This is a genomic window from Pseudomonas sp. NFACC43, from assembly GCF_900119645.1.
GTDB lineage: Bacteria > Pseudomonadota > Gammaproteobacteria > Pseudomonadales > Pseudomonadaceae > Aquipseudomonas.
Map to the genome: position 1 here is coordinate 164,572 of NZ_FPKK01000008.1, position 20,977 is coordinate 185,548.

20 protein-coding genes are annotated in these 20,977 nt (G+C 62.7%); 5 read left to right on the forward strand and 15 right to left on the reverse strand.

The window, feature by feature from the left end; genetic code table 11:
- Positions 1-6 precede the first annotated feature (6 nt).
- From BT179_RS15745 to BT179_RS15760, 4 genes are all read right to left on the reverse strand, one after another.
- Positions 7-252 carry a hypothetical protein gene (locus tag BT179_RS15745; protein ID WP_143147073.1) on the reverse strand — a complete coding sequence of 82 codons (246 nt, stop codon included), beginning with the start codon at positions 250-252 and terminating at the stop codon, positions 7-9.
- Between the two features lie 462 nt (positions 253-714).
- Positions 715-1,356, reverse strand: a complete 642-nt coding sequence (locus tag BT179_RS15750) for a TetR/AcrR family transcriptional regulator (RefSeq protein ID WP_072431205.1) — start codon at positions 1,354-1,356, stop codon at positions 715-717.
- The gene (locus BT179_RS15755; protein WP_072431206.1) at positions 1,343-2,194 is read right to left on the reverse strand and encodes a 3-hydroxybutyryl-CoA dehydrogenase; all 852 of its coding nucleotides are present in this window, start codon (positions 2,192-2,194) and stop codon (positions 1,343-1,345) included. The genes BT179_RS15750 and BT179_RS15755 overlap by 14 nt, the downstream gene beginning before the upstream one ends.
- Before the next feature lie 14 nt (positions 2,195-2,208).
- Positions 2,209-3,393, reverse strand: coding sequence for an acetyl-CoA C-acyltransferase family protein (locus BT179_RS15760; RefSeq protein ID WP_072431207.1), 1,185 nt, complete (start codon positions 3,391-3,393; stop codon positions 2,209-2,211).
- A 133-nt stretch (positions 3,394-3,526) separates the two neighbouring features.
- Here BT179_RS15760 and BT179_RS15765 point away from each other — a divergent pair, with 133 nt between their 5' ends.
- The 3 genes from BT179_RS15765 (at position 3,527) to BT179_RS15775 (ending at position 7,789) form a co-directional block, all read left to right on the forward strand.
- Entirely contained in the window at positions 3,527-4,579 is a 1,053-nt protein-coding gene (locus BT179_RS15765) for an AraC family transcriptional regulator (protein ID WP_072431208.1), read from the forward strand.
- Position 4,580: 1 nt separating this feature from the next.
- Positions 4,581-4,991, forward strand: a complete 411-nt coding sequence (locus BT179_RS27225) for a GGDEF domain-containing protein (protein ID WP_371264401.1) — start codon at positions 4,581-4,583, stop codon at positions 4,989-4,991.
- 257 nt (positions 4,992-5,248) lie between these two features.
- A complete protein-coding gene (locus BT179_RS15775; protein ID WP_072431210.1) occupies positions 5,249-7,789 on the forward strand; it encodes an EAL domain-containing protein in 2,541 nt (846 codons plus the stop codon).
- Positions 7,790-7,881: 92 nt separating this feature from the next.
- On the opposite strand, the gene BT179_RS15780 is transcribed toward BT179_RS15775, so the two are convergent.
- The 3 genes from BT179_RS15780 to BT179_RS15790 are packed head-to-tail and all read right to left on the reverse strand — an operon-like array spanning position 7,882 to position 10,660.
- Positions 7,882-8,802, reverse strand: coding sequence for a sugar ABC transporter substrate-binding protein (locus tag BT179_RS15780; protein ID WP_072398377.1), 921 nt, complete (start codon positions 8,800-8,802; stop codon positions 7,882-7,884).
- A gap of 45 nt (positions 8,803-8,847) precedes the next feature.
- Positions 8,848-9,639, reverse strand: a complete 792-nt coding sequence (locus BT179_RS15785; protein WP_072398376.1) for a TIM barrel protein — start codon at positions 9,637-9,639, stop codon at positions 8,848-8,850.
- A 4-nt stretch (positions 9,640-9,643) separates the two neighbouring features.
- A complete protein-coding gene (locus tag BT179_RS15790) occupies positions 9,644-10,660 on the reverse strand; it encodes a Gfo/Idh/MocA family oxidoreductase (RefSeq protein WP_072398375.1) in 1,017 nt (338 codons plus the stop codon).
- A gap of 181 nt (positions 10,661-10,841) precedes the next feature.
- Between BT179_RS15790 and BT179_RS15795 the strand changes: the two genes are divergently transcribed.
- Positions 10,842-12,863 (forward strand): sigma-54-dependent Fis family transcriptional regulator, encoded by a 2,022-nt coding sequence (locus BT179_RS15795; protein ID WP_072431211.1) that lies wholly within the window; start codon positions 10,842-10,844, stop codon positions 12,861-12,863.
- 30 nt (positions 12,864-12,893) lie between these two features.
- Here the strand turns inward: BT179_RS15795 and BT179_RS15800 are convergent, their stop codons facing one another.
- The 3 genes from BT179_RS15800 to BT179_RS15810 are packed head-to-tail and all read right to left on the reverse strand — an operon-like array spanning position 12,894 to position 16,417.
- Positions 12,894-14,006 carry an FAD-dependent monooxygenase gene (locus tag BT179_RS15800; protein WP_072431212.1) on the reverse strand — a complete coding sequence of 371 codons (1,113 nt, stop codon included), beginning with the start codon at positions 14,004-14,006 and terminating at the stop codon, positions 12,894-12,896.
- A gap of 4 nt (positions 14,007-14,010) precedes the next feature.
- Entirely contained in the window at positions 14,011-15,588 is a 1,578-nt protein-coding gene (locus tag BT179_RS15805; RefSeq protein ID WP_072431213.1) for a GMC family oxidoreductase, read from the reverse strand.
- A 55-nt stretch (positions 15,589-15,643) separates the two neighbouring features.
- Positions 15,644-16,417 carry an alpha/beta hydrolase gene (locus BT179_RS15810; RefSeq protein ID WP_072431214.1) on the reverse strand — a complete coding sequence of 258 codons (774 nt, stop codon included), beginning with the start codon at positions 16,415-16,417 and terminating at the stop codon, positions 15,644-15,646.
- An 87-nt stretch (positions 16,418-16,504) separates the two neighbouring features.
- Between BT179_RS15810 and BT179_RS15815 the strand changes: the two genes are divergently transcribed.
- A complete protein-coding gene (locus BT179_RS15815) occupies positions 16,505-17,944 on the forward strand; it encodes an HD domain-containing phosphohydrolase (protein ID WP_072431215.1) in 1,440 nt (479 codons plus the stop codon).
- Between the two features lie 90 nt (positions 17,945-18,034).
- Here the strand turns inward: BT179_RS15815 and BT179_RS15820 are convergent, their stop codons facing one another.
- The 5 genes from BT179_RS15820 to BT179_RS15840 all read right to left on the reverse strand — a co-directional run bounded on the left by BT179_RS15820 (position 18,035) and on the right by BT179_RS15840 (position 20,969).
- Positions 18,035-18,334: an antibiotic biosynthesis monooxygenase family protein gene (locus tag BT179_RS15820; RefSeq protein ID WP_072398369.1), complete on the reverse strand. Its 300-nt coding sequence runs from the start codon at positions 18,332-18,334 to the stop codon at positions 18,035-18,037.
- Between the two features lie 41 nt (positions 18,335-18,375).
- Positions 18,376-19,350, reverse strand: a complete 975-nt coding sequence (locus tag BT179_RS15825) for a zinc-dependent alcohol dehydrogenase family protein (RefSeq protein WP_072431216.1) — start codon at positions 19,348-19,350, stop codon at positions 18,376-18,378.
- A 65-nt stretch (positions 19,351-19,415) separates the two neighbouring features.
- Positions 19,416-19,718: an ArsR/SmtB family transcription factor gene (locus tag BT179_RS15830; RefSeq protein ID WP_072398367.1), complete on the reverse strand. Its 303-nt coding sequence runs from the start codon at positions 19,716-19,718 to the stop codon at positions 19,416-19,418.
- An 85-nt stretch (positions 19,719-19,803) separates the two neighbouring features.
- Positions 19,804-20,481 carry an HD domain-containing protein gene (locus tag BT179_RS15835; RefSeq protein WP_072431217.1) on the reverse strand — a complete coding sequence of 226 codons (678 nt, stop codon included), beginning with the start codon at positions 20,479-20,481 and terminating at the stop codon, positions 19,804-19,806.
- 110 nt (positions 20,482-20,591) lie between these two features.
- Entirely contained in the window at positions 20,592-20,969 is a 378-nt protein-coding gene (locus tag BT179_RS15840; RefSeq protein WP_072398365.1) for a MerR family transcriptional regulator, read from the reverse strand.
- Between the last annotated feature and the right edge of the window lie 8 nt (positions 20,970-20,977).

Genomic DNA, 20,977 nt, shown 5'->3' on the forward strand with positions numbered 1-20,977 from the left:
CAGAGCCTAAGGCTGCCTTTTGGTGTCGGTCGAGACCACGTTCTCGAGACCGGCCGCATGGGGTATGTGGTTCGGCACGATCAATTGCACTTGCTGACGGCGGCATTTGAATTTCACGCCCTTGCGGGGCGCCATGCCCCTGGCCGTTTCCATGCATATTTCCTTGGTGGCATAGGTCGGTCCCGGCTTGCGTTCTTCCACGCAGCCTTCCTTGCCACTGCAGATCGCCATGACCATAACGTATACAGTCATCATCCCGGTGTTGCTCCCATAGAAGCGATGCGATTGTTGCGTCCTGCGCCAGCCCTTGAAGGGGCAGACGAGTAGCAATGACACGCGGATGATGAGCCTTCATTCGAACGCCCAGCAATGGCATGGTGATGCCATTTGTCGGAAAAACGTCACTATTTTAGTCTTTGGTATTTTTGCCAAAAATGGCGACAGTATATTGGCGTTATTGCTTGGAGGGCTGGGTTAATACTATGGGTTGAGCTGAGGTGAAGGTCGGTAAATAAAGGGCTGTAAGTGACGCTGCGGCTGGTTGGGGGACTGCTGTTTCGATCACTGGATTCTGCTCAAAAATGATCGTGCAATACCTTGATTCGAATCACTTTTAAAGGGCCCAGGGCTGCGATGGCGGGGGAACATGCCGCTGTCAACGCGATCTGGATGAGGGCGATAAGGGTGGGGCAGCGCGGCGGGTCTCGAAGCAATTCACCCTTCGCAAGCCTGACCTGATTGACGAGTGGATTGTTTTCTCGCGCCGGGGCGAGAAACTGGCGACAGCAAGCGCTCGATGGCACCGCCCACCATATTTGTCATCATCAGGCCGCGTGCTTGTTCATCCAGCGCATATTGACCAAGCCAACTGGGCGCGCTGTTGAGCAAGGCGGCAATGGCATGAGCGGCAGCCATCTGGCCTTGTTCGTCGAGTTGCAGGCGCACGCCGAGCAGCAGCAAGAGCTTGCTCTCATACTGTTCGCGCAACTGCCGGACCCGTTCCTGTTGCGCCTCGTTCAGGCAACCGCTGTCACGTTCCGCCAGACGGAAGTGCCAAGGCATCTCCTGATGCAGGTTCAGGTGCGCGCGGATCACAAGGTCGAGCCTGTCGCGTTTCGCCGGGGCGGTTCGTTCGACGCGTTGCAGGGTGGCGAGCAACTCTTCGTAGAACTCTTCGATCAGGTCGAGCAACAAATGCTGCTTGCTGGGGTAATGGTGATACAGCGAGCCTGGGGCGAGCCCCAGGCAGGTTGCGAGCTCACGCATGCCGACCTGACCGAAACCCTTGCAGGCAAAGAGCTCCAGCACCTTGTCCCGATATTCGGCGAAGCGTGAGCAGCGTTCAGGCATAGGCATGGAAGCCACGCCCCGTCTTGCGTCCCAGGTAACCGGCGGCGACCATTTCCTTGAGCAACGGGGCAGGGCGGTACTTGCTGTCGTTGAAGCCCTCGTAGAAGGCTTCGAGGATTGCCAGCACCGTGTCCAGGCCGATCAGGTCCGCCAGGGCCAGAGGGCCGATCGGCTGGTTGCAGCCCAGGCGCATACCCGCGTCGATATCCTCGGCACTGGCCAGGCCTTCCTGGAACACCAGTATCGCTTCATTGATCATCGGCACCAGGATCCGGTTGACCACGAATCCCGGACGGTTGCCGGCGGTGATGGCGGTCTTGCCGAGGGCGGTGGCCATGTCCAGCGCCAGGGCGTGGGTGGCGTCGCTGGTCTGCAGGCCACGAATCACTTCGATCAGGCCCATCACCGGCACCGGATTGAAGAAGTGCAGGCCGATGAAGCGCTCAGGTCGGCTGACGCTGGCGGCGAGCTGGGTGATGGACAGTGACGAAGTGTTCGAGGCGATCACGCAATCGGCGCTGACCTGGGCCGCGATCTGTTGCAGGACGCGCAGCTTCAAGTCGAGGTTTTCGGTGGCGGCCTCGATCACCAGTTGCGCATCCTGGAGGCTGTCGTAATCGCAGCGGGTGCGGATCCTGTCCAAGGCTGCGCATTTTCGCTCGGGGGTCAGCGTGTCCTTGGCGACCTGGCGGTCGAGATTTTTATCAATCGTCGCGATGGCTTTCTGCAGGGCCGTCTCGCTGATGTCGATCAGCGTTACGTCGAAGCCGGCCAAGGCGCAGACCTGGGCAATACCGTTGCCCATGGTGCCGGCGCCAATGACGCCGATATTTCGTGGATTCATGCGCATCTCCTGGATCACACCCGTTCGAACAACACGGCGATGCCTTGGCCGCCGCCAATGCACATGGTTGCCAGGGCATAGCGGCCCTGGCAGCGATGCAATTCATGGATGGCCTTGGTGGCGATGATGGCGCCGGTCGCGCCTACCGGATGCCCCAGGGAAATGCCCGATCCGTTCGGGTTGACCTTCTGCGGGTCGAACCCCAGCTCTTGCGCGACGGCACAGGCCTGGGCAGCGAAGGCTTCGTTGGACTCAATGACGTCCAGGTCGGCGACGGTCAGGCCGGCGCGCTTGAGCACCAGGCGGGTGGCGGGAATCGGTCCCAGGCCCATCATCGAAGGCTCGACGCCGGCATGGGCGTAACCCACCAATCGGGCCATGGGCTTGAGGCCTTGAGCCTGGACGACTTGGCCCGTGGCCAGGATCAATGCACCGGCCCCGTCGTTGAGGCCGGACGCATTGCCGGCGGTAACGCTGCCGTCCTTCTTGAAGGCGGGTTTCATGCGGCTCAATTGCTCGACATCCACCTCACCTCGGACATGCTCATCCGTGGCAAAGGAAACCGTTCCTTTGCGGGTGCTGATTTCGATCGGCACGATCTGCCCATCGAAACGCCCTTCGGTAATCGCCCGGGCGGCCCGCTGCTGGCTGAGGACCGCCAATTCATCCTGGGCCTGACGACTGATGCCGTAGTGCTCGGCGATGTTTTCAGCGGTGATGCCCATGTGGAACCCGCCAAACGGGTCCTGCAGGACCCCAAGCATGTAGTCGATGGCCTGCATGTCGCCCATTCGTGCGCCCCAGCGGGCCTGCGGCAGCAGGTACGCGCCTCGGCTCATGGACTCGACGCCACCGGCCAGCGCCGCGCCGGCATCTCCCAGCATCAGGCTTTGCGCGGCGCTGACGATTGCCTGCAGACCCGAACCGCAAAGGCGGTTGACGTTGAAGGCAGGCGTCTCTTTCGGCAGGCCCGCATTCATCGCCACGGCCCGTGAAATATAGGCATCACGCGCTTCGGTGGGGATCACATGGCCCATCACCGCATGGCCGATGTGTTCGGGCGCCAGGCCCGACCGCTCGATAGCGGCGCGGCAAATGTCGGTTGCCAGCTGCACAGGCGGCACATCCTTGAGCGAACCGCCGAAGCTGCCGATGGCAGAACGGACGGCGCTCATCACAAAAATATCGGAAGGGTTCATGGCGACTCTCCAGGCAGGTCTTTTTTGTTGGCCAGGAGTCTAGAATCTGCAGCGCCACTGGCCTATGCCAAAACTGTCCAGGGGTGATGGCGTTTTTTGCCATGTCCAGGGGTGACGAGAGGGGCGTTCAACAATGCGGGAAACGGACTCGGTGGCGGTCTACTTCATGTACCCCATGCTTCATGCACTGCGTGACGAGCCGCAGCGCCTGCGCTCGGTGCTCGAGCAGGTGGGGATCGATCCGGCATGGGTGGATCAGCCGACGGCACGGGTACCGGCCAAGGCTTTCGCCGCGTTGTGGCTGGTGCAGATTCGTGAGTTGAACGACGAGTTTTTCCAGCTGGACTCCCATGGCATGCCGCCGGGCAGCTTTGCCTTGATCTGCCGGGCATTGATCCAGGAACCGACGCTGGAAAAAGCCATGCGCCAGTGCCTGGCCAACTTCGGACTGTTCCTGCGTGATTTCCGTGGCACGTTGAGTGTGCGGGGCAAGCGCGCGGTCATCAGCTTGCAGACCCGTTCGCAGAGCCGTGAGCTCGGCAGACTGGGGGAGGAAACGTTCATGGTATTGATGATCAGCCTGCTGTGTTGGCTGGGCGGACGGCGCATCCCCATCGACCGGGCGGATTTTCACCATAACCGCCTGTCACTGCAGGATGATCCCTTGCTCTGGGGGCCGAACCTGACCTTTGGCACCGAACACACCGAAATCGAGTTCGCCAGTCACTACCTGCGGCTGCCGGTGGTCCAGGACCTGGCCTCGCTGAAAGCATTCTTGCGTACCGCTCCCCAATGGCTGGTGATTCGCTTCCGCAACCAGCATGGGCTGGCATCCCAGGTCTACCAGCGCCTGCGCCATAGCCATTACAGCGAATGGCCCACCTTGCAGGCCTTCGCCCTGGAACAGCGCCTGAGCCCCAGCACCTTGCGCCGCAAGCTGGGGCGTGAGGGCTGTTCATACCAGGAAATCAAGGACGAGGTACGGCGCGGGGTGGCGTTCGAACGGCTGCGCCAGGGCCAGGCGAACATCAGCGAGATCGCCGAGCAGCTGGGGTTTCAGGAGCCGAGTGCTTTTCACCGGGCATTCAAGAAATGGACCGGAGAGAGCCCCGGGCAGTACCGGTTGCGGTTTCAGGGGCGCGAAACAGGTGGCCACTCTCTGCAACGGCGTGCTTCGGGCCCATGACGTGTTCGGCAGGCTTGGAGGAGAGGAGTTCGGGGTGGTCCTTCCTCATACCAGCGGGGTCGATGCGCTGGCGGTGGCCGAGAAGCTACGCGTGACCATCGAAGCGGCCATTATTCAAACGGACCGAGGCCCATTGCAGATCACGATCAGTTGTGGAGTCGCCTCCCTGTCGCTGGCGGGAGACAGTCCGAGCCAACTGATCGTCCGTGCGGACGATGCGCTATACAGCCAAGCACGCAGGCCGCAATCGAGTACGAGCTGCTCCTGCCTGTGTCGAGCAGCCGACGCAATCCCAAGGGCGATCTGCAGGCTGATAGCAGGTCGTCAACGGTCAGGATCGAGGCCTGTCTCAACCGGTAGCAACCCACTGCTGCGGTTCGTTGATTTGAGTCAAGGGAGGAATGTCGGGTAGTGGCACATTGGTATTCATTCGCCTGTGCTTCTACCAATAAGAGATACGCCCGTATATGCCAGCCTGCAGCCGTGTTCGCAGAGGTTTCTTGCCGACCCGACGTCTTGCTTCAGTTCTTCCCGCCACCCCGTCACCCTTGGCTTGCAGCTCCATTGCAACGTCTTCGCAGGATCGCAGCGAGGCTGGATTCGCCTCGCCAAGCATCAAGTACTGGAAGGGATTCTGCTCATGCCCATCTCCTTCAGTAGATCACTGCCATGCCGGATCATAAGGATCTTTCGCAAGTCTTCATCCAGACCCTGGAGCAGAGTGTCGACAGCGTCGTCGTCATCGACAGCCATAACTCCATCATCTTGTTCAACGAGGCTGCCCAGAAGCTTTGGGGGTACAGTCCTGACGAAGTCATGGGCCGAAATGTGGACCTGTTGGTCCCGCAGAAGATTCGCCCTCATCACGATGGGTTCATCGATGCCAACCGCCGCACCGGCATCAACAAGATCGTCGGCACCAGTCGCACTGTGCCGATCGAGCGCAAGGACGGCTCTCGTCGTTGGGGGGCGATGTCCATTTCGAGGGTCGAGACTCAAGGGCAGATCCTGTATACCGCCTTCATCAAGGACATTACCCAGCAACATGAAGAACAGCATCGCCTGTATCTCTTGTCGCTGGTCGTCGACACCACCGAAAACGCCATCCTCATAACGGATGCCTCCTGGCGGATCATTTTCGTCAATGACGGTTTCGTCCAGATGTTCGGCTATGGCGCTCAAGAGGCTGCCGGCAAGACGCCAATCGAGCTGCTCGCGCCGCACCTTGAACACCGCCAGGTCGCAGGGATTCGCCACCAGGTGGCCAGACACCATGTCTATCACGGACAGAACTATGGCTATCACCGGGAAGGGCCGCGGGTGTGGTGCAACATCACCAGCCATTCGGTCCACGATGCCCATGGACAACTGGCCAACACCGTAAGCGTGTTGACGGACGTGACGCATACGCGGATGCATGAGGTGCTGCGCCACAAGATTCTCGAGGCGATGGTGCGCGAGGAGTCATTGAAAACCGTCTTGAACCTGGCATGCCTCGAAGTCCAACGGATCGCCCCTGAAGTCACTGCTTCGGTCCTGCATGTCGATGACCGCGGGTGCCTGCAGACATTGGCTGCCCCTGGCTTGCCGTCAGGCTTTTGCATGGCCCTGGACGGCACGGCCATGGGAGCCGGGCTCGATGCCTTGGCTGCGACGGTATTCAGCGGCGAGGCCGCCACGATAAGCGAACTCGACGCTCATCCGTTCTGGGCGCGATTCAAGGAGCAGAAGCAGCCACTGGGCCTGACGAGATGCTGGGCGACGCCCGTCAAGTCCAACGACGGACGAGTGCTCGGCCTGTTCGCTTTCTACTACCGCGACTCAGGCCAGCCAAGCAGGCTTCATCAGTTGCTTGTCGACGCCTGCATTCATTTGTGTGCCTTGGCGCTGGAGCGGGAAGAGTCGCGCCAGCACATACGCAAGCTGGCGTTCTATGACGAACTGACGGGGCTGGCCAATCGCAATCTGCTCCACGCCCGGGCCGAGCAGGCGATCGCCGATGCGTCCAGACATCAGTCGAGCCTGGCTGTGGTGTTCATCGACATGGACCGGTTCAAGCAGGTCAACGATTCGTTGGGGCATCCGGCCGGCGATGAGTTTCTGCGTCTGGTCGCCCATCGCCTGTCCGAGGACCGGCGTGAGCACGATATCGTCAGTCGGTTATCGGGCGATGAGTTCGTGCTGGTGCTGCCTCAATGCGACTCGGCGCAGGCGATCGACCTGATCGAGAAACTGCGGGCACGCCTGAATGTTCCTAGCCAGGTGTGCGGTGTGACCCTCAGGCCCTCGGCGAGTATTGGCGTCAGCCTGTTTCCCGAGGATGGCTGCACCATGGAGGTGCTCCTGCACCGCGCCGACATGGCGATGTACCAAGCCAAGACTCGTGCGCGGGGAAGCGTCTGTTTCTTCAACGATGGGCTTAGCCAACTGACCCAATGCCGGTTGCGCCTGGAAGCGGCGCTGCGTGAGGCGATGGATCAGCGATCCCTGCACCTGGCCTATCAGCCGCAGATCGATCTGGGCCGGTCGGCGTTGTATGGGGTGGAAGTGCTCGCGCGTTGGACGCATCCCCAACTGGGAGAGATTTCGCCCGCTCGTTTCATTGCGCTGGCGCAGGAGTGCGGGCTGATCAGCGAGCTGGGCCTCTGGGTGCTCAGCGAGGCCTGTCGTCAATTGGCCGCGTGGCGCAAGCAGGGACTGTTGGTGCCGGCGGTATCGGTGAACATGTCGCCCACCCATTTTCATGACCGTGACCTTCCGACGATCCTGATGCGGACGCTGCGGGCCCATGGCCTGCAAGCCAGGGACCTGACGTTGGAGATTACCGAAAATGTGCTGATGGACATCAATCCGGACACGCTGACCACCATCGAGCAGGTTCATGCCTTGGGTATAACCCTGGCAATGGATGATTTCGGTACCGGTTATTCAAGCCTCAGCTACCTGCGGCGCTTGCCGATCCAGGAGCTCAAGCTTGATCGAAGCTTCGTCCACGACCTTGAGTGCGATACGACCAGCCAGGCCTTGAGCGAGGCCGTCATCCGTATCGGCGAAAGCTTGCAGATGAGAGTGGTCGCCGAGGGCGTCGAGACGTTGGCGCAACAGCAAGTCTTGCAAAACCAGGGGTACCGGATCGTTCAAGGGTTCCTGTATTCGAGGCCCTTGGTGGCCGAGGAAATAGGCCCCTGGATCAGGGCGCGCTACGTGTAGATGTGGTTGACCCGGCCCACGAGCCGGGTTTTTTATGGCCACCTGCTCGGGGCGCTGGGAGCGAACCGGCTTCAAGCGTGCATCGGCCTGCACTATTTGAAGCGTGCCGCATAGGTCGCCAGATTGTCTGCGGTGATCAGTTCGTAGGGGACCCAGACGTCTCCCTGCACCGGCTCCTTGCGGATCATCTTCAGCGCGGCCTGCACGGCCTGCAGCGCCTGGCCCCTGGGATCCTGAAACACCGAAGCCGCCAACAGGCCGCGCTTGATGGCCGCCTGGCCATCGGGCAAGCCATCCACACCCACCACGGGGACGTCCTCCCTGCCAGCCTGGCGCAACGCCATGGCAGCGCCGATCGCCATTTCGTCGTTGTTGGCGACGACGGCGTCGAAGTCTGTACCAGCGGTCAACCAGTTGCTCGTCAGGTCCATGCCCTTGCTGCGATCCCAATCGGCGTTCTGCTGCACCACCACCTGAATGCCCGGAAAGGCCTTGAGGCCCTCCTTGAGGCCTTCGGAACGGCCCCGGGTGGCGTTTTGGGTCAGTTCACCCATGATCAGGGCGATGCTGCCCTTGCCGTTCAACCGCTTGGCAATGAACCGGGCCTGCAGCTGGCCGGCCTGCAGGTCATCCGAGGCCACGGCAACCACGCCGTTGGGAATGCCGGGATCGTCGGGGCGGCGGTTGACGTAGACCAGCGGGACCTTGGCGGAGGTGGCGGCCTGGGTGATGTTGACGGTGGCGGCGGTGTCCACCGGCAGCACGATCACGGCGTCGACGTTCTGGGCCAGGAAACTCTGTACCTGGTTGAGCTGGCGCACGACATCGCCCTGGGCGTCCTCGAATTGCAGGGAGACCTTTTGCGTCTTGCCGGCTTCCTCGAGGTTACGGCGAACGTAGGTCATGAAGTTGTCGTCGACCTTGGCAATGCTGACACCGATGCGGTAGTCGGCCAGGGCCAGGGGAGTGAGGGAAAGCGCGAAGGCGGCGCACAGCAGTTTGCGAAGTAGCATGTCCGGTTCCTTTTGTTGTTATGCAAACGGGATGAAAACCTGGATCTATAACGTGAAGGCACTTTTGAAACGCTGGAGCGCACGTTCGCAATTGCCATCCGCCGCCCAGCCCTCCAGACCGACCACGCCTCGATAACCCAGCTCGGCAAGCGTCCGGGCGATGGCGGGGTAATGGATTTCGCCGGTGCCGGGTTCGCAGCGGCCCGGCACGTCGGCCACCTGGATCTCGCCGATAGCCGCCCCGGCGCGCCGGATCAACTCGATCAGATTGCCCTCGCCGATCTGGGCGTGATAGAGGTCCAGATTGAGCCGCAGGTGTGGGCTGTCCACGGCCTCGATCAGCGCCAGAGTGTCTTCGGCACGCGCAAAGGGAACCCCCGGATGATCCACCGCGGTGTTGAGATTCTCCAGGAGGAAGACTTTGCCAGCGGCCTCGCCCAGGCGCGCGATCGCCATGAGGGTGTCCCGCGCGGCCAGCCATTGCGCGCCAGTCACGGTGGGCAGGGGCCTGACCGGCAGGCCGTTGCTGTCCAGGCCGGTGCCATGCAGGTTGAGGGAGGGGCAGCCGAGCCGCTCTGCGACGGCCAGAGACTCCCGGGCACTGGCCAGCAGCGCGGCGCGTCCCTCGGCGGTGACCAGGTCGCCCGAAACATACCCGGTCATGGAGGTGAAGCGGGCGCCGGTAGCGGCCAGGGCGTCGATGTCGTGGCGCGTCCAGTCCCAGATTTCCACTGCGAAACCCAGGGCGTGCAAGCGACGAACCCGCTCGACGAAGGGCAGGTCGATAAAGACCATCTCGGCGCTGACGGCCAGTACAAAAGGTGTGGTAGAGGTCATGGCATCACGCTCCGACGGCGACCGGCTGGCCGGATTTCACCGATTCGATGGCCGCCAGAGCGATGGCCAGGGCGGCCCGGGCGTCGGTTCCGTCCACCGGCACGGGGGTGCCGCCGCGCACGGCGTCGACGAAGGCGCGCAGCTCGGCCAGATAGGCGTCGCGCAGCAGCTGCGCATCCGAGCGCTGGGTGGTCTGGCTGATGCCTTCGGCTCCGTAGCAGACCAGCTCGCTGGTGCGCACGTCGCCGGCGGTGAGCATGCCTGCGCTGCCGAACACCTCGCCACGTACGTCATAGCCGTATACCGCCTGGAAGTTGGCCTCGGCGGTAGCGATGGCGCCGTTATCGTAGCGGACGGTGACCACTGCGGTATCGAGCAACCCCTGGTCGCGCAAATCGGGTCGTACCAAGGCGTCGGCCACCGCATACACCTGGGTGGCTTTGGCGCCTGGGTTGAAAAAGTTGAGGGTGTCGAAATCGTGGATCAGGGTTTCCAGGAAAATGGTCCAGGGTTTCACCGCGGCGGGATTGTGCAGGGCCGGATCCCGGGTGAGCGAGCGCAGCAGTTGCGGCGTGCCGATGCGACCCGCGAGGATCAAGTCGCGCGCCGTACGAAAACTGGTGGCGAAGCGCCGATTGAAGCCAACCTGCAGGGCGACACGGGCTTGGGCGCAGGCCGCGATGGCCCGGTCGGCTTCTTCCAGGGTCACTGCCATGGGTTTCTCACAGAATACCGGCTTGCCAGCGCGGGCGGCCGCCACCACCAGTTCGGCGTGACTGCGTGCCGGAGCGACGATCACCACCGCGTCCACGGCGCGGTCCTCGATCAGTGCCTGGGGATCGGTGTAGATGCGCTCGACATCCAGGGTCTCCCCAAGTCGAGCGGCGGCACCCGGGGCTGGATCGGCCAGGGCAACCAGGCGGGCGCCGTAAAGATGCCGGGCGAGGGCGGTGGCGTGGAATGTGCCCATGCGACCGGTACCGATGAGGCCGAGGGACAGAGGTGTCTTGGAATGCGGCATGGAAGGGCGTCCTTTTGTGGTTGTTATAGGCGGCCGTGGGCCTTGATAGCCCGGGAGCAATCGCCATGCCACTCCTCCAGCCCCCGTTTCCAGGCGCTTTGGCGGCTTGCCTGCTACTGTCTATGTCTAAGAAAAAGACATGTCTAGCTGGACATGTCCAACCTCTGGACAAGACTGACCCATGACGCCCCTGACCGCCGCGACCGACCTTGAACAAGAGCTGCTGTTCGTCGCCGAGCTGCAGCAGCCTTCATCCGCCGACGCCACCCAGCATTCCCTGCACGCGGCATGGGAAGCCTGCCTGGCTGGCGATTGCGATCTGGCCGCTGTACGACCGGTGATTCGCGCGTCCTGGCTACGCAGCCGGGAGGCAGGCATTGCCGCGGATGAATTCCACTATGAATTCGTCTCCCCCGAGGATCTGGCGAGCCGTCTCGCTGCCCATCGCGAGCTGCTGGACATCGCCGCACCGATCATGGCCGACCTGTTGCGCTACAACCCGGACGGCCACCTCAATCTGGCGGACGCCGATGGCGTGACCCTCAGCGCTTGTGGGGTGGACCTGACCCCGTTGGGGAGCCGCCTGCTGGAGCAGGTTCAAGGGACCAATTGCACGGGTTTGGCGCTGCGCGAGCAGCGCCTGGTATTCGTCCTGGCCGCAGAGAACTTCAAGCGGGAACTGCGCGAGCGACACATGCATTGTGCTTCGGCACCGGTGCGCGATACCCAGGGACGCCTGCTGGGCGCCCTGACGCTCACAGCGGCCGTGGGCAATTTCCATTGCCACACCCTTGGCACCGTACAGGCAGCGGCCGAGGCCATCTCCCGGCAACTGGCGCTCAAGGCGTTGCTGGAGGAGCAACAGCGGGTACTGGAGGTGCTCAACGAAGGGGTCATCCTGCTGGACGATGACCGCCGGATCCGTAGCCTGAACGGCTATGCCCGGCGGCTGTTGCAGCTCGACGAGCCGCAGCAGGGCCGCCCCTTCGCCAGCCTCATCACCCAGGACACCGACCTCGATGTCTGGTTGGACCGGCGCTGGGAGCGCCAGGATCGCGATCTTACGCTGCTGCTGCCCGATGGCAGCGGTCTGCCGTGCCTGGCCTCGGCCTGTCCCATCGCCCAGGGCGGCTGGGTGCTGTCGCTCCGTGAAAACCGCCGCATCCGTGAGATTACCCGCCAGTTGCTGGGGACCCGGGCGCGCTACAGCTTCGCCGATATCCAGGGCCGTTCGGCGGCGCTGCAGGCCAGCCTGCAACTGGCACAGGCGGCCAGTCGCAGCGAAGCCACGGTGCTGGTGCTGGGGGAAAGCGGGGTGGGCAAGGAACTGTTCGCCCAAGCCATCCACAATGCCAGCGGACGTCGCCACGGTCCTTTCGTGGCGGTGAACTGTGGCGCCATCCCAAGGGATCTGGTGCAGAGCGAGTTGTTCGGTCATGTCGAGGGGGCCTTCACCGGTGCTGCGCGGGGTGGCGCGGCCGGCAAATTCGAACTGGCCGACGGCGGGACCCTGTTTCTCGATGAGATCGGCGACATGCCCCTCGAGGCCCAGATCAGCCTGTTGCGGGTGTTGCAGGAAGGCGAGGTCACCCGCGTCGGGGCGAGGAAGGCCCAGGCGGTGGACGTGCGGGTCATCGCCGCCACCCACCGCGACCTGGCCCAGGCCGTGGCGGAAGGAACCTTTCGCGAAGACGTCTTCTATCGCCTCAACGTCCTCACCCTGCAGGTGCCTGCGCTGCGCGAGCGCCGCGAGGATATCCCGCTGCTGGTGGCAACACTGCTCAAGCGCCTGGGCCGCAACCTGGAGCGACCGCCGCTGGCCATTTCCGACGAGGCGCTGGCGCGGTTGATGGCTCACGACTGGCCCGGCAACGTCCGGGAGTTGGAAAACGTCATCGAGCGAGCCATGAATCTCGCCCAGGGTGCGTTCATCGAGCCTGCAGACTTTCCCCCCGCGCTGCTCGTCGATACCGCAAGAACAGCGCAGGACGAGGAGCGCCTGACGCCCTTGGAGCAGGGGCAGCGCGAACTGATCCGTGCGGCCTTGAAAGACTCGGGGGGTAACTTGCGCCAGACGGCGAGTCGCCTTGGCATTTCGCGGGCGGGACTCTACGTCAAGCTCAAACGCTACGGGCTTAGCGCGACCAACTTTCGAGGGGCCTCGGCGCCTTCGCCACGAATGTCAGGCCGGCGCCACGAATAGGAGGGCGTCGGCGCCTCGTCCAGCCGCGGTTCATATCGGTTCGGTCAATGGCGTGTAGCTTCGCCGGTACAGCAGATTGCCCGCCAGCTTGAGCACAGACGCGCGGCCCCAGCCAGGCAGCCTGCGCATCTTGTCCCGGGCGATGCATTGCTTCTGGACCCAATCGACGCGTGGCTTGCGTCGTTGCGTATAGCCAGCAAGGGCATCGCCGATGCGCTCACTGGCGGATAGCATCTCAGCCAGCACCAGCGCATCCTCCATCGCCATCGCAGCCCCTTGTGCCATGCTCGGAGAAGACGCGTGCGCCGCATCGCCGATCAGCACTACATGCCCCGAGACCCAATCCTCCATGACCACCTGCTCCAGACGACCAGCATGGACCTGGGTGTGTGCAGGCATCTGCTCGACAAGCGCGGACAACGGTGCCGGGAATGTCTCGAGCAGGGCATTGCGGGGTAGTTGGGCCAGGTCCTGCTGCGCTTCCCGTTCGCTGGCGCTCCTATCGGCATACATGTAGACCTGCCCGTCACCGATGGGCAGCGCCAGCAGGCTCATCGAGTCCCCGAGCATCACTGTCCAGGCATCGATGCCCACGGTGTCGGCGGTGATGAAGCGCCAACAGACGTTCCCGACATACTGGCTCAAGACCTCAGGGAACACGCTTTGACGTACCTTCGAATGAACGCCGTCGGCGCCGATGACGAGGTCGTACTCGACCATGGTCCCGTCGGAAAAGGTCGCCAGGCTGGTCTTTTCGAGGGGTTCGATCTCGCTGATCGAAGTCCCGAAACGCAGGTGTGTTTCACGCAGCGATTGGCGCAGCGTCGCGTGGAGGACGCCACGGGGAAGCGCCAGGCACGGCCCGCAGGATGCCCAGACGTCCTGGGTCTGGGTAATGCTCAACGGTCGGCCTTTGTGGTCCAGGATGCGCTGGGTCTTGATCGGTGTCGCCAGCGCTGAGGTCGCATCCAGCAATCCCAGGGCTTGCAAGGCCCGGGCTGCGTTGCCTGGCAAGTAGAGCCCGGTCCCGCCTTGGGGCACGTCGGCCTTGCGTTCGATCAGGTCGGGGCGCAATCCCTTGAGTTCCAGCGCCCTGGCCATTGCCAGGCCAGCGATACCGCCGCCCACGATCAGTATTCTCATTGCATTACCCGATGGTTGCTGTGGTTGGCGCGATCATACCGTGCGCGGCGAGGAGGAGATCTGCGGCTCGTTCGCCGATGACCACGCAAGGGGCCATGGTATTGCCGACGGTGATCCTGGGCATGATCGAGGCATCGGCGATGCGCAGTTTCTCGAAGCCATGCACCCGCAGCCGATGATCGACCACGGACATCTCGTCGCGGCCCATTCTGGCGGTGCAGCACGGGTGCCAGTAGGACACGGCGGCGTTGCGGATGAATTGCTCCATGGCGCGGTGATCCCTGGGGCCGGGTACGACTTCGCGCTTGACCAGGCCGTCGAAGGCTTCGCTGTTGCCCAGTGCCCGGCAGAGATCGACCGATGCGAATGCCGCCGCCATGTCCTCGGGCGCGCTCAGCGAGTTCGGCTCGATGAGCGGGGCATCCAGGGGGCCGGCCCCCGACAGGCGCACGGCCCCTCGGCTGACGGGACGGGCCAGCCCGGCGAACATCGTCCAACCCTGTGGCGGTGGCTGGATGTCGACTTCGGCTGGGGAGGGCACCGCGAATTCCAACTGACAGTGCAGAAGGTCCGGGGCATCCAGGCGGCTGTCGCTTTTCCAGTACAGCGTGGTCTCACAACCACCGCCGCCCACCGCCTGGGGATGCAGGTACTCCCAGGTGCAGCCAAAGGCGATATGGTCCTGGAAATTGCGACCCACGCCGGGCAGGTGACTGATCGGCGCGATGCCATGGGGGCGCAGTTCGCTTTCCGGGCCGATACCTGACTGCATCAGCACCTTGGGCGTGTTCACCGCGCCCATGGACAAAGTGACCTCGGCGTGGGCATGGAAGCGCTGGCGCTGACCATCGACCACCGCTTCGACTCCGATCGCCGTTGTGCCGCGCAACAGCACCCGGCAGACCCATGCGCCGGTGAGCACCGTCAGATTCGGCTGCTTCAGCAATGGTCGAAGATAGGAGTCGTAAACGGATTCGCGCCTGCCCTGGTTGATGCGCAGATCGGTGATCGCGACCCCGCCCGGGCTTTCCATCATCGCTCCGTTGGGACTGTCATAGCGGGGAATGCCCAGGCGATTGGCCGCTTCCAGCGTTGCCCAGGCCAGGGGCTGGGGCTCGGCCGGTTGCTCGACGTGCGCAGGACCACCCGAACCGCGCCGTGCGGCGTCCGGTATGCCTTGCCAGTTCTCGATCCGCCGGTAGTAGTCCAGTACCGAGTCGTAACCCCAGGCAGGATCGCCGGACTCGGCCGCGAAATGATCCCAGTCCGTTCGATGCCCGCGGGCCCAGACCATCACATTGATGCTGGAGCCGCCCCCCAGGCCCTTGCCCATGTTCAAGGCCAGGCGGCGACCGTTGAGATGGGGGTTGGGTTGCCCGGCGAAGGCCCAATCGCGCTCGGAGCCGAGGTTCAACGGCCATTGGCCGGGCTCGACCACCTCAGGGCCGGCGTACGCCTGGCCGGCTTCGATCAGCAGTACGCGTACGTTGTCCTGGCGAGCGAGGCGGGCCGCGACCACGCAGCCCGCCGTACCTGCGCCACATACGATGAAGTCATAGTGACGATCATGCAGATGATCCATGCGTCCGTTCCGTACAAATGCAGCGGTTGAGTTCAGGGCTGTGAAGAGGCGGCGATCACTGTTTGTCGACGCTGTTCACTGCCTCGAGGATCACCTTGGCCACTTCGGCTGGCTGCGACTGCTGGGGAACATGGCTGGTGCGCAGCTCCGTCAGGGTGGCGCTGATACGCTTGGCGGCGGAACGCTGGACATCGGGATGGATCATCCGGTCTTCGCGGGCGAGCAGGTACCAGGACGGCTTGGTCTTCCAGGCGGAGACGGTCGTCTTGTCCTCGAAGGCGGAGGCCTTGATAGGGCCTTGCGTCGCAGTCATCACGGCGGTCTGTGCCGCGGGGAGATCCTGGGCGAAGTCCTTGGCCATGCCTTCTGGCGTGAGGTAGAGGAAACCGTTGCCGTCCGCCTTGATCTGACTGATACCAGGGGGCGTGGGCGCGCCTTTGCCCTGTTCGCCGCTGGTTTGTCCGGCATCGGGCGCGAAGGCGGCCACGTAGACCAGGGCGCGGACTTTCTCGTCGTTGCCGGCCTGGGTAATGACAGTGCCGCCCCAGGAGTGACCGACCAGCACGACGGGGCCCGACTGGTTGTTGAGTGTTCTCTGCGTGGCGGCCACGTCGTCGGCCAGGGAGGTGAGCGGGTTCTGCACCACCGAGACGGCCACCCCTTTGGCCTGCAGAAGCGGCACGACTTTGGCCCAATCGGAGCCGTCGGCGAACGCGCCGTGTACGATGACGACCGAAGGCGTTGTATCTTTGGCCTGGCTGACACCGGCGGCGAATGTGCTTGCAACGGCAAAGGCGACGGTGATGGCTTTCAATCTGAACGTTTTCATGGGATGAGCTCCTGTGTAGGTGCTCGAATTCTGCTGACTGGCCTGCTCGCTGGGCATCGGTCATTTATCCGACCCCAAGGTTTTTCCATGGATAGTGCGTTGCGGCTGGACATTTCATTGAGCGGAGCGCTGCGGGCGATCGGCCAGGTCGGCGACCTCAGCATGGGACAACCCCTGGGGCACTCCCGCCGCGTCGCCACGTTGGCGCAGAGGTTGGCGCAGGCCGCGCACGGCGAAGGCGAGCACCTGGCAGTGGCGGAGCAGGTCGCCTTGCTGCGCTGGTCCGGCTGCACCGCCAACGCCGAAGGTTTTGCCGACCTGCTGGGCGATGACGTCGACGGCCGCCGCGCGATGCTCGACCTGACCTTGAGCCGCGAGGAAATGACCGCGGTGCACCAGGCGACCCCGTTGGCGGTGGTGCACTGCGAGGTATCCGGCGAAGTCGCCAGGACCCTCGAACTGGGTGAGGCGGTGCAGGCAGGCTTGTGTCGTGTATTCGAAACCTACGATGGGACTGGCCGGCCGCTGGGCCTGACCCATGAGCACATTCCGGAAGTCGCTTATCAGGTGGTGCTGGCCGGTGACCTGGATATCCTCAGCCGAGCCCATGGCCTGGACGCCGCCCTGCGCTGGATCCGGGACCAGTCGAATCGACGTTATCCCGCCGCGCTCGCATCGTTGCTGGCGGATAACGCCAATGATTGGCTGACCGAGCTGGAAAATTCTTCTCAAGCCCCGGCCAGTGAGCATGCCGAGCGTTCTGTCTCACTGACGTTGGTGGGGGATGTGATCGACTTGAAGCTACCCTGGCTGGCTGGCCATTCGCGGCGGGTGGCCCTCCTGGCGATGGAAGCAGCCCGTCTGTGGGGGGTGAGCGAGCCCGCCCTGACGGCGCTCGGGAAGGCCGCGCTTGTCTACGGGCTCGGTCGGGCAGCAGTGTCCAACCAGCTCTGGAACACCGCCGGGGCACTGCCTTATGGCGCCGTGGAGCGGGTGCACCTGGTTCCCTACTGGACGCAACAGGCGCTCAGGCCGATCAGCGAACTGGTCGTGCCCGCGCAGATTGCAGCCCATGCCTACGAGCGGCTCGACGGCAGTGGTTATTTTCGAGGCGTAATGGGCGATGCGCTGTGTGCCGAACATCGGCTGTTCGCTACTACCGTCGCCTGGGTCGCGCTGAGGGAGGCCAGGCCGTGGAGGGCGGCCCATGGAGAATCGGAAGCGGCCAGGCTGCTCGAACAGGAGGCCGTCCGTGGCTTGTTCGACAAGGATATCTGCGACGCGGTGATCGCCGCCGCCCGTGGCGAGCGTCGAGCGCATCAGCCCAAGGCGTCGTTACTCACCGCGCGCGAGTGTGATGTGCTCCAGGAGATCAGTCGCGGCGCCAGTAACAAACAAGTGGCGCGACTGCTGGACATCAGTCCGAGCACGGTTCGCACACACATGGAGAGCATCTTTCGCAAACTGCAATGCTCGACCCGAGCCGCCGCGACCCTCAAGGGATTGACGCTGGGGTTGATCTCCTGAAGTCGGACAATAGCGTCAGTTCTCCATCAGGCTGGAAGTGCCATGGAAGATCGTCCCATTCGGCTGGCGAACACGAACGCACCGATGGCGTCAGCCCTCAAAGCTGCCCCCCTCGATATGGTAGACCTGCGGTTCTTCGGAAAAATATTCCTCCAGGCCCATCATGAACAACCGATGGTCTTCACTCGCTTCGAAGCCTGGCGTGTGATCTTCCAGTGATTGCCATCTCACGATCAGATTGAACACCTCGGGACTTTCGATCCCTTGTGCGAGCAGATGGCCGCCGTAACCTTTCGCACGGCTGAGCAAAGGGGCGACCTCGGCAAATGCGCCTCGGAACATTTCAATGCGTTCTTTGTGAACGGGAAGTCGAGCGATCTCGTAGATCATGGCGTTTCCTCTGGCTTGGCTTGATGATTGAAATTACCCACTCAAGGAATCAGCGATGGCTCCACTGCGATCGCGATTTTTCCTTGGAGACCGTTGTTGGGCGTTTCCAAACGGGCATGGGCGAGGGCAATGTCGGCGAGCGAATAGACGGCGCCGACATGAGGCCGCAGCTGACCGCGCGTTATCAATGCACTGAGCTCATCCAGCTTGCCGCGGTTTTGCCGGGTGAACACGAAGTGATAACTGGCGTTCTTGCCCCAGGCCTGGATGAGGTTTTGTGGCTGTGCGATGTCCACGATGGTGACGACGCGGCCAAGCTGGGCCAGCACGTCGGAGCTGCGTGACAATGTGTTGCCGCCAATGGTGTCGAAGACGACATCGACGCCGCGACCATTCGTTTCCCCCATGACGGCGTCGACGTAATCCTGTTTTTCGTAATCGATGGTCACGTCGGCCCCCATGCTGCGGGCGAATGCGGCGTTTGTCTGGCGTACGGTGGTGAACACCCGGGCTCCCATGGCTTTGGCCAGTTGAATCGCGACATGACCGACGCCGCCCGCGCCGCCGTGGACAAGAATGCTTTCCCCGACCCTGAGCGCCGCACGCACCACCAGCGCTTCCCATACTGTCCCGCCGACCAGGCTCAGGCTTGCCGCCTCGAGGTGGCTCAGCGAGGAGGGCTTCTTACCGACAATGCTTTGGGCGGCGACGTGGTACTCGGCATAACTGCCTGGGCCTTCGAATATCTGTGGCGTGTACCAGACTTCGTCTCCCGGAACGAAGGCCGTCACCCCTGGCCCCACTGCTTCGACAACGCCCGATACGTCGTGCCCGGTAATGGCCGGCAGTGGTACCAGGTCGGGATAGTCGCCACGTCGAACCTGGTAATCCAGCGGATTGATGGACGTGGCGTGGACCCGCACCAGCACTTGCCCGGCTTGCGGTACAGGCTTGGGTACTTCGCAGAGCTCGAACGATTCAGGACCGCCGAATGCCTTGAGAATCATCGCTTTCATGGTTGAAAACCTCGTATCGATAAAAAGGGATATCGAGATATCTCGATATATTGCGGCAAAAAAATCTACAGCTCTTTCCCTATGATCTCGGCCAGTGCACCGATGGCCGCTTCATTGCGCTTGTAGTACGTCCACTGGCCGATGCGCCTGACTTCCACCAGGCCGACTCGTTGCAACGTAGCGAGGTAACCCGACACCGTCGACTGCGACAGCCCGATACCTTCCTGGATACTGCTGACGCAGACGCCGACCGTGAGAACGTCCCCTTCATCCTGTGGAGGGAAGTTCTTTACGGGGTCCTTCAAACCTTTCAGGATCTGAAGACGCGTAGGGTTCGAGAGGGCTTTGAATATTTCGATCAATTCCATGCGCCGAGGATATCGAGATTTACCGATATGTCAATACGAAAAAATTGGTCCGCCCGGTTTTTCCTCGGCCGAAGCATGCCGCTCTTCAGTCGAGGCGGCCGATGGCGTGGGCAAGGTTCGCACGTGCCTGTGTTTCAAACGCGTCGAAGTAAGTGGCAGTCGTATAGAGCCGCCCCCGGGCCAGAAAGCCCTCCAGCACCTGGCGCCGCTTTTGGCGGTAAAGGGGCAGGGGCACGTAGCTGTATTCCTGACGGATTTGCCGGTCGTACTCCTCGAAGCGTTCGGGCGGCGCCCCGAGAATCGCCAGATCCGTGTCCACCAGCACTGCCTGGTCTGCCGAAGCAGGGGCTGCGTCGTGCCGCGTCACCATGACCAGGTCGTACAGCCTGCGCTGTGTTTCGGCACACAAGCCGTGATCCCGAGCGACCTCGGCCAGCCACTGGGCACTGCGCAGCTCGTTGTCGTTGCGAAGTGGATCGTAGATCGCATCATGGAACCACAGGGCGAGGTCGACCTCGGCGGCTGCCTGGCAGCTGGCGCCGACGCCTCGTCTCACCCGCAGGCACTCAGTCAGGTGCTGGCGGTTGTGGTAAGCGCGATGTGGTTCGTCGTAGCGCCGAATGAGTGCTTCGTATGTCTCGTGCGACGCCGCTGTGACGCCCAGCACCGACCAGGCACGAGCCCAGGCCGAAAAGTCCATCGCGCCGGTGTCTTCATGTGTATTGGCTGGAAACGGGGTGCTTTTTTCTGATGATGCCGTCATTTCGTGTCCTTACCATCAATCCAGGGGCTTAGCTGCATGTGCTGGCAATAACCAGAGGAGGCGATACCTGATACAAGGATTGATTCGCCGGTCAAACCGAGCGATCTCGATCAGCCTCCTGAACTTTCAATCAGCATGGCGCGCAAGCGTTGGCGTTGTTCTTCGAGTGCATCGATCTGTCGTTCGAGCCTCGCCAGCCGCTTGCGTTGAGTCTCGGTGATGTCCGCGCAGGCTTTCGCTCCTTCGATCAACAGCATGCAATCGGGAAAGCTGCGGATTTCATCCAGGCTGAAGCCCGTGGCGATCAGGCGCTGGATCTGCTTCACCTGGGTGATGGCTTTTTCCGGGAACGCCCGGTAGCCATTTTCGCTTCGCGTGGAGGCCAGCAGGCCATGCTGATCATAATGACGAATCGAGCGCACGCTGACGCCGGTGGCCCGGGCCAGGGCACCGATCTTGAGCACGGTGGGGGGCGATATCTGGTTCATGGGCGAAC

Excerpts from the sequence above, each read along its gene's own strand:
- BT179_RS15745 (WP_143147073.1), bottom strand. The coding sequence starts at position 252 with ATGACTGTATACGTTATGGTCATGGCGATCTGCAGTGGCAAGGAAGGC.
- BT179_RS15750 (WP_072431205.1), bottom strand. The coding sequence starts at position 1,356 with ATGCCTATGCCTGAACGCTGCTCACGCTTCGCCGAATATCGGGACAAG.
- BT179_RS15755 (WP_072431206.1), bottom strand. The coding sequence starts at position 2,194 with ATGAATCCACGAAATATCGGCGTCATTGGCGCCGGCACCATGGGCAAC.
- BT179_RS15760 (WP_072431207.1), bottom strand. The coding sequence starts at position 3,393 with ATGAACCCTTCCGATATTTTTGTGATGAGCGCCGTCCGTTCTGCCATC.
- BT179_RS15765 (WP_072431208.1), top strand. The coding sequence starts at position 3,527 with ATGCGGGAAACGGACTCGGTGGCGGTCTACTTCATGTACCCCATGCTT.
- BT179_RS15775 (WP_072431210.1), top strand. The coding sequence starts at position 5,249 with ATGCCGGATCATAAGGATCTTTCGCAAGTCTTCATCCAGACCCTGGAG.
- BT179_RS15780 (WP_072398377.1), bottom strand. The coding sequence starts at position 8,802 with ATGCTACTTCGCAAACTGCTGTGCGCCGCCTTCGCGCTTTCCCTCACT.
- BT179_RS15785 (WP_072398376.1), bottom strand. The coding sequence starts at position 9,639 with ATGACCTCTACCACACCTTTTGTACTGGCCGTCAGCGCCGAGATGGTC.
- BT179_RS15790 (WP_072398375.1), bottom strand. The coding sequence starts at position 10,660 with ATGCCGCATTCCAAGACACCTCTGTCCCTCGGCCTCATCGGTACCGGT.
- BT179_RS15795 (WP_072431211.1), top strand. The coding sequence starts at position 10,842 with ATGACGCCCCTGACCGCCGCGACCGACCTTGAACAAGAGCTGCTGTTC.
- BT179_RS15800 (WP_072431212.1), bottom strand. The coding sequence starts at position 14,006 with ATGAGAATACTGATCGTGGGCGGCGGTATCGCTGGCCTGGCAATGGCC.
- BT179_RS15805 (WP_072431213.1), bottom strand. The coding sequence starts at position 15,588 with ATGGATCATCTGCATGATCGTCACTATGACTTCATCGTATGTGGCGCA.
- BT179_RS15810 (WP_072431214.1), bottom strand. The coding sequence starts at position 16,417 with ATGAAAACGTTCAGATTGAAAGCCATCACCGTCGCCTTTGCCGTTGCA.
- BT179_RS15815 (WP_072431215.1), top strand. The coding sequence starts at position 16,505 with ATGGATAGTGCGTTGCGGCTGGACATTTCATTGAGCGGAGCGCTGCGG.
- BT179_RS15820 (WP_072398369.1), bottom strand. The coding sequence starts at position 18,334 with ATGATCTACGAGATCGCTCGACTTCCCGTTCACAAAGAACGCATTGAA.
- BT179_RS15825 (WP_072431216.1), bottom strand. The coding sequence starts at position 19,350 with ATGAAAGCGATGATTCTCAAGGCATTCGGCGGTCCTGAATCGTTCGAG.
- BT179_RS15830 (WP_072398367.1), bottom strand. The coding sequence starts at position 19,718 with ATGGAATTGATCGAAATATTCAAAGCCCTCTCGAACCCTACGCGTCTT.
- BT179_RS15835 (WP_072431217.1), bottom strand. The coding sequence starts at position 20,481 with ATGACGGCATCATCAGAAAAAAGCACCCCGTTTCCAGCCAATACACAT.
- BT179_RS15840 (WP_072398365.1), bottom strand. The coding sequence starts at position 20,969 with ATGAACCAGATATCGCCCCCCACCGTGCTCAAGATCGGTGCCCTGGCC.